This window comes from Salinibacterium sp., assembly GCF_031364185.1.
Taxonomy (GTDB): Bacteria; Actinomycetota; Actinomycetes; order Actinomycetales; family Microbacteriaceae; genus Rhodoglobus.
Genome location: NZ_JANLVV010000044.1, coordinates 1 through 5204, shown reverse-complemented (window position 1 = coordinate 5204; position 5204 = coordinate 1). Strand labels below are relative to the sequence as shown.

Annotated in this window: 9 protein-coding genes; 8 read left to right on the top strand and 1 reads right to left on the bottom strand. The window is 62.6% G+C overall.

All coding sequences use genetic code 11. The features are described 5' to 3' along the window. The 8 genes from RMN95_RS02285 to RMN95_RS02255 all read left to right on the top strand — a co-directional run. Nucleotides 1-214, top strand: a 214-nt coding sequence (locus tag RMN95_RS02285) for a pentapeptide repeat-containing protein (protein WP_309615342.1), incomplete at its 5' end; no start/stop codon positions are given. 303 nt (nucleotides 215-517) lie between these two features. Further along, on the top strand, nucleotides 518-1333 hold the full coding sequence (locus RMN95_RS02280) for a hypothetical protein (RefSeq protein WP_309615341.1): 816 nt from the start codon (nucleotides 518-520) through the stop codon (nucleotides 1331-1333). Between the two features lie 40 nt (nucleotides 1334-1373). Then, nucleotides 1374-2060: a response regulator transcription factor gene (locus RMN95_RS02275; protein WP_309615340.1), complete on the top strand. Its 687-nt coding sequence runs from the start codon at nucleotides 1374-1376 to the stop codon at nucleotides 2058-2060. Next, nucleotides 2057-3448 carry a HAMP domain-containing sensor histidine kinase gene (locus RMN95_RS02270; RefSeq protein ID WP_309615339.1) on the top strand — a complete coding sequence of 464 codons (1392 nt, stop codon included), beginning with the start codon at nucleotides 2057-2059 and terminating at the stop codon, nucleotides 3446-3448. Before RMN95_RS02275 ends, RMN95_RS02270 begins: the two co-directional genes overlap by 4 nt. A gap of 76 nt (nucleotides 3449-3524) precedes the next feature. Beyond that, the gene (locus RMN95_RS17075; RefSeq protein WP_397545227.1) at nucleotides 3525-3746 is read left to right on the top strand and encodes a FitA-like ribbon-helix-helix domain-containing protein; all 222 of its coding nucleotides are present in this window, start codon (nucleotides 3525-3527) and stop codon (nucleotides 3744-3746) included. A 27-nt stretch (nucleotides 3747-3773) separates the two neighbouring features. Then, entirely contained in the window at nucleotides 3774-4199 is a 426-nt protein-coding gene (locus tag RMN95_RS02265) for a type II toxin-antitoxin system VapC family toxin (RefSeq protein ID WP_309615338.1), read from the top strand. 129 nt (nucleotides 4200-4328) lie between these two features. Further along, nucleotides 4329-4553 carry a hypothetical protein gene (locus RMN95_RS02260; protein WP_309615337.1) on the top strand — a complete coding sequence of 75 codons (225 nt, stop codon included), beginning with the start codon at nucleotides 4329-4331 and terminating at the stop codon, nucleotides 4551-4553. 136 nt (nucleotides 4554-4689) lie between these two features. Beyond that, complete coding sequence (locus RMN95_RS02255; protein WP_309615336.1) at nucleotides 4690-4896, top strand: hypothetical protein; 207 nt, start codon at nucleotides 4690-4692, stop codon at nucleotides 4894-4896. A gap of 27 nt (nucleotides 4897-4923) precedes the next feature. Here RMN95_RS02255 and RMN95_RS02250 read toward each other — a convergent pair. Next, the coding region (locus RMN95_RS02250; RefSeq protein WP_309615335.1) for an acyl-CoA dehydrogenase family protein at nucleotides 4924-5204 on the bottom strand (281 nt) is incomplete at its 5' end.

The window sequence follows — 5204 nt, the reverse complement described above, 5'->3', positions numbered from 1 at the left end:
TCTTCGCGGGGCCTGGCTAATCGGGGCCGACTTGAGAGAGGCAGACTTGCGGCGTGCCGATCTCATCGCTGCCGATCTACGCGACGCCGATGTAAGCGGCGCCGATCTTTCTGAGGCGATTTTCCTCACTCAGATGCAAGTAAATGCGGCCAACGGCGATGCCAACACCCTGTTACCCGAAGGGGTGAAGCGGCCCACTCACTGGGCGCGATGAGCGCCCGGTCGAGCCGCCCGGGATTAAGCCCGCTCAACGTTCATCCTGTGCGACAACAGCTGTCCACATTCAATCGTCCGCATTTTCCTCAAGTTAGCGCCCAGCGAGCTTCACGAACTTGAGCGGCGGCGTCATCGATCTACTGAACGTCGCGGGGCACCTATTCGGTGGCGCTGCTCGTGTCGCAGCAGTCGCGGCCGCTGTCCACCGCGCGAGCTCCGGTCGATGCATCCTGAAAGAACGCTCATCGGCGATCCCCTGATTTCGCGGCTGAGGGTAAGCCAGGGTCGCCAAGGTGGTGCCATGACAAACACACTCTCCGACCACATTCGCACCATCCTGTTCAACAGGGTGCCTGAGGTCACCCTTGCATTCTGGGTGATCAAGATCCTGTCGACGACGACCGGCGAAACGGTGGCCGACTACCTCAACACGACTCTCGGGCTGGGGCTCGCCATCACGTCGTGGGTGATGACGGGACTGCTTATCGTCGTGCTGATTGCCCAGTTCATGACCAAACGGTACGCCTCGGGTGTCTACTGGAGCGTCGTAGTTCTGATCAGCGTCGTCGGAACGCTGCTCACCGACACCCTGACCGACGTATTCGGAGTGCAGCTGTGGCTGAGCACGGTTGTCTTCTCGGCCCTGCTGGCGGTCACCTTCGGCATCTGGTTCGCCCGCGAGCGCACCCTCTCGATCCATAGCATTTTCACTCGCCGGCGGGAGGCGTTCTACTGGGTAGCCATCCTGTTCACCTTCTCGCTGGGAACGGCCGCGGGAGACCTGATCACCGAGGGATTCGGACTCGGCTACCTCGTCGGAACGATTCTCTTCGCGGCCCTGATCGGCGTCATCGCCATTGCGAGGTTTGCTTTCCGTGCCAACGTCGTCGCATGCTTCTGGGCGGCATACATTCTCACCAGGCCGCTCGGGGCATCTATGGGTGATTTGCTCGCGCAGGACCCGGCCGCCGGCGGGCTAGGGTTGGGCACCACCGTAACGAGCGCCGTGTTCCTCGTTGTCATTATCGGTGTGGCGACCTACCTCGGAGTGAAGGTGCGTCGCCAGCGCGCACTCGCGACGGTCGAGAGCGATGAACTAGTTCCGGCTGCTGCATAGCCGTAAGCTTCAGGACACCTGCGGAGGGAAGGTGGATCACGTGGACCTGCGCATTCTCGTGGTCGAGGACGAGCCAGAAATGGCAGCTCTCCTCGCCCGCGGGCTTCGCCATGAGGGCTATGTGGTTGACCTTGCCGATAATGGCATTGACGCCATCACCCTCAGCAATGGCGAGCCGTACGACATTGCTGTGCTTGATGTCATGCTCCCCGGCATGTCTGGATTCGAACTCTGCCGGCGCCTCCGTGAGCAGGTGCAGGGGATCGCGATCCTGCTACTTACTGCGAGGGATGCCGTCGACGACCGCATTCGGGGCTTGGATGCGGGGGCAGATGATTACCTCACGAAACCGTTCGCCTTCGCCGAGTTGGCCGCAAGGCTGAGGGCTCTGCGACGCCGGGATTCCATCGGCGCCACCCGGCTCGACCTCGACGTCGGGTCGCTTCACATCGACCTGATCCGACGCGAGATCACCTGCGCGGGTCGGCAACTGCGCCTCAGCCGCACGGAGTTTGATCTGCTCCGGTTGCTTGCGGACAACGTTGACCGCGTCGTACCCAGGGCCGACATACTCGAATCGCTGTGGGGCTCGGCAGACCACATTGACGCCAACATCGTCGATCAGTACGTCAGCTACGTACGGAGGAAACTGGATGCAGTCGAAGCGCCGGTCAGGATCACGACCTCGCGGGGCGTCGGCTTCCAGCTGGTCGCGATTCCGTCATGAGGTGGGCGCGCCTGGGCATTCGGGCCCGGATCACCGGTGGCAGCCTCCTCATCGCAGCACTCATCTCTATCGTGTCGGGCATCCTGATCTTCAGCCAGGTGCAGCGCATCGTCAGCGACGGCCAGGTCGCCGTACTGGAGAATGTCGAAGCCCCGTACCTCACCGCGCTGGCGCTCGATCCGACCGAGTCGCTCGATCCTCCCGGATCCGGGCAGTTGGTTGCGGTGACAAACCCGGCCGGACTCGCCAACATCAATACGCTTCCTCCTGGTCTCGGCGTCCGGCTGGACGAGCTCATTGCGGCACCAGGCACCCGCACCATCAGCGTGAACTCCTCGCGTTATCTGGTTCGGGTCACCGCGGTAGCGACGACTCAGGGCACCTGGCACGTCATCTCAGCGAGCGAGAATGACGTTCAGGACGGCATCCTGAATCAGGTTCTGATTCTGCTCATCACGAGTATCGCCGCCATCAATCTCGCCTTCGGCGCGGCCTCGTGGCTGATCGGCAGCGCGGTGCTGAGCCCCGTGACGAAGCTGCGCGTCAGTGCCGCGTCTCTCATGCGATCGCCCGGTGCGGAGCTGCTGCCGGTGGGCCCGGCCCGCGACGAGATTGCCGACCTTGCGCACACTCTGAACGAACTGATCGAGCAGCTGCGGGCCTCAGCCGAGCGCGAGAGGCAGGTGGTCTCCGACGCGAGCCACGAGTTCAGAACGCCCCTCGCGATCCTTCAGACCCAGCTTGAGCTGGCACAGGCCGAGGCGTCGTCGCTCGGCCAGATGCGAGAAGATGTCGGCGCGGCGCAGGCGACCGTCTCCCGCCTGGCGGGCCTGGCGACATCGATGCTGGAGCTGTCGAGAATCGACGCACAGACCGTTCCCGGGTCGGCCACGCTGCTCGAGTTGGGTGCCGAGTTGGCGGATGCGGCCGACCGCGGTCGCCTCCACGTTGGGGCCCGCGACATCCAGATCGATTACCGAGACGATCCCGGGGCTCCCGATGCCCGGGTGGCGATCAGCCCGGCGGATTTCGGTCGAATCTGCGACAACCTTGTGAGCAATGCGCTGGCGGCAATGGATGCCCGGGGTTCGGTGCTGCTTGCGCTCACCTCTGGCAGCGATCATGTCACCCTCGCGGTGACAGACGACGCGGGCGGCATGGAGCAGTCGTTTCTTCCTCACGCCTTCGACCGGTTCTCTCGCGCGGATGCCTCGCGGCATGGCGAGGGCGCTGGCCTCGGGCTAGCCATCGTGGCAGGGCTCGTCGAGGTGGCGGGCGGCAGTGTCGCGCTCGACAACAAGCTCGGCCTCGGCCTCGCCGTCAGCGTGCACCTGCCCACTCGCGCCGTGCACGATTCTCGACGAGACGCAACGCCGCACCTCGGGTAACTAGTCCTGCTCCTTTTGCTGAATCGGCTTACCAGCCTCCACGCGTGCATTCATTTTGCTAGCATTAGGCTTGGAGGTGGTCGTTGTGCCCACACTGACTGTTCGAAATCTTGACTCTGAAACTAAGGATGCCCTGAAGGCGCTCGGTGTTGAGCATGGCCGCTCTACGGAGGCGGAAGCGCGCGTAATCCTCGCATCGGCCGTGCGCGCGCTCAGGCGAGGCGGCCCCAGGGCTGGGAAGCCGGATTCGCGAGAGGTTCGCGACGCTCGACTGGGATGGCGGCAGTCGTCTCGATGACAAACCACGTGCCGTAGCTTTCGACGCATGATCGTCCTGGACACGAACGTGGTGTCCGAGCTAATGCATGCCGAACCGGATGTGCATGTGGTCTCGTGGCTCGATGCTCAACAGGCATCCACCCTCTGCATCACTGCTGTCACGGCAGCTGAGCTGTTTTATGGTGTCGAACGCATGGCATCCGGTAAACGAAGAATGCGCATCGCCTCGGCGATTGCGGACATGCTCGAGTTTGACTTCGCTGACCGGGTCCTACCTTTCGACGTGTCGTCATCACTTGAGTACGGTCGGATTGTGGGGCAACGGGAGCAACTCGGACATCGAATCGGGATGGCCGACGCGATGATTGCCGCTACCGCTCTGTCTACCGGTGCCTCTCTCTTCGCCACTCGAAACACGAAGGACTTCACCGACACCGATCTGCGGCTCGTCAACCCGTGGATCAGCGCGTAGCTCACTCCGCATCCGACAGGCGTCCAGGTCCTCTCGGTTGGAATACGTTCGGTGGGTCTTCGACTGCACCTGGAAGCGAACGCCCGCACTTCGTTGCGATTACCGTCTTGAATGGATGAAGCTTGAGGTATGACGAACTTGCCCAATGGCTTCGCGTATAAGAACGTCGGCGACGAGGTGCAGATCAGCCACCACGGTCGCCGCGCGACGACTCTTCGTGGTGCTATTGCGGTTCGATTCCTGGCGGACGTCGAGAGCCGGGATCCGCAGGAGCTGATGGCCCGCTTGACGGGCAACTATAAGCACGGCAACGAGCGAACAGTCGGCGGCCGTTCACGTCGCCAAGGACACTGACCTTACGATGCACGAAGGGGGTGCACCTGATCTCGTCATAACCTGCCCACCACAGGTCTTGGAGTACTGCCACTCGGCGCGCACCGCCGCCGGGTATGAAGAACTCCGTGGCGACATGGACACGCTGCGACCAGCATTGACACACCCAACGGAAAGCCAGGCGCTGGATATCCAGCAGGCACTCTGGAATCGCGGGCTGATCCGTGCGGCCGGAGCATTCGACTGCCTCATCGCCGCATACGCCGTCGTCAATGACGCCATCATTCTGAACAGCGACCGAGACTTCGGCTACATCGCGGACGCCACCTCTGGAACCGTCCGCCAGGAGTTCATCTCGGAATGAAATCCGTCTCCGAGAACACCGGAGACGCTACAACGCGTCGAAGCCGAGGGATCTGGCGATGACCGCAAGCTGCACCTCGGTGGTGCCCTCCCCGATCTCGAGAATCTTCGAGTCCCGGTAGTGGCGGGCGACCGGGCTCTCGTTCATGAATCCGTATCCGCCAAAGATCTGAGTGGCATCCCGTGCGTTGTCCATCGCGGCCTCGCTGCCCAACATCTTCGCGATGGATGCCTCCATCTTGAAGCTCTGACCGTTGACGATTTTGAACGCCGCGTCATAATAGGCGAGGCGTGCGCTGTGCACGCGGG

What these genes read in the sequence shown, in the direction of transcription:
- RMN95_RS02280 (WP_309615341.1), top strand. Translation starts at nt 518, where the DNA reads ATGACAAACACACTCTCCGACCACATTCGCACCATCCTGTTCAACAGG.
- RMN95_RS02270 (WP_309615339.1), top strand. Translation starts at nt 2,057, where the DNA reads ATGAGGTGGGCGCGCCTGGGCATTCGGGCCCGGATCACCGGTGGCAGC.
- RMN95_RS02265 (WP_309615338.1), top strand. Translation starts at nt 3,774, where the DNA reads ATGATCGTCCTGGACACGAACGTGGTGTCCGAGCTAATGCATGCCGAA.
- RMN95_RS02260 (WP_309615337.1), top strand. Translation starts at nt 4,329, where the DNA reads ATGACGAACTTGCCCAATGGCTTCGCGTATAAGAACGTCGGCGACGAG.